The sequence below is a fragment of the Blautia sp. AF19-13LB genome, from assembly GCF_003479105.1.
Lineage (GTDB): Bacteria > Bacillota > Clostridia > Lachnospirales > Lachnospiraceae > Fusicatenibacter > Fusicatenibacter saccharivorans.
Window position 1 is genome coordinate 1 of sequence record NZ_QUGO01000069.1, and the last position, 947, is coordinate 947.

The following is a 947-nucleotide window of genomic DNA, read 5'->3' on the forward strand; positions in this document are numbered from 1 at the left end:
CGCCAGATTGAGATTGTTTGCAAGGTCTTTTGAAGCCCGTTGCCGGACTTCGTTGCCGACACCCTCTGTCTGGCTATTTTCATGTATGGAGGATAACTGCCTATGGCAAAAAACAAAACAGAGATTCATGTGACCACTGTATTTGACGGGGAGCTGGATGCAACCGATGTGTTCGTCAGCCTGATTTCCCAGAAATACGGAAAGAAAAATACAAAAGAATATCTTGCTAAAAAGAAAGATATAAGCTATAATGAAGATGAGGTTCAAAAGAGCCAGATACCGTCTGGATTGTGTGGGTAAATGGCTATGATGAACGAAATGGAATACAGAACAATCGGAAAGGCACTTGCCGGGGGCTATCGTGCAGCGGTCTATTGCAGGCTGTCAAAGGACGATGACCTGCAAGGCGAAAGTGCCAGTATCGCAAACCAGCGTGATATGCTGGAAAAATACTGCGAAAAGCAGGGATGGGAGGTTGTGGCAGTCTATCAGGACGATGGCTTCACAGGTCTTAACATGGAGCGTCCTGATTTACAGAGAATGTTGAGAGCCATTGAGCGCAGGCAGATCAACCTTGTCATCACGAAAGACCTCAGCCGACTGGGGCGTAACTATCTGCAAACCGGGCATTTGATTGAGGACTTTTTCCCAAGGAACGGCGTCCGCTATATCGCCATGAATGACGGTATCGACACCCTGCGTGATAACAACGATATTGCCCCGTTCAAGAATATCCTGAACGAGATGTACAGCAAGGATATTTCCAAGAAAGTCCATTCCTCTTATCTTCTGAAAGCGCAGAAAGGACAGTTTACCGGGTGTCTTGCCCCGTTTGGGTATCGGAAAGACCCGGAGGACAGAAACCATCTGCTCATTGACGAGGAAACAGCCCCGATTGTGCGGCTGATTTTCGGATATGCCCTAAACGGTCATGGTCCGAACTATAT

Annotated in this window: 2 protein-coding genes and 1 pseudogene; 2 read left to right on the top strand and 1 reads right to left on the bottom strand. The window is 47.4% G+C overall.

Going from position 1 to position 947, the window contains the following annotated elements:
• Positions 1 to 129, bottom strand: a pseudogene (locus DWX32_RS20670) (tweety protein); the annotation flags it as partial.
• Here DWX32_RS20670 and DWX32_RS19300 point away from each other — a divergent pair.
• Both DWX32_RS19300 and DWX32_RS19305 read left to right on the top strand, forming a co-directional pair.
• Positions 103 to 300, top strand: coding sequence for a hypothetical protein (locus tag DWX32_RS19300; RefSeq protein WP_118660894.1), 198 nt, complete (start codon positions 103 to 105; stop codon positions 298 to 300). The pseudogene DWX32_RS20670 and the gene DWX32_RS19300 overlap by 27 nt on opposite strands.
• Positions 301 to 947, top strand: a 647-nt coding sequence (locus DWX32_RS19305) for a recombinase family protein (protein WP_158579620.1), incomplete at its 3' end; no start/stop codon positions are given.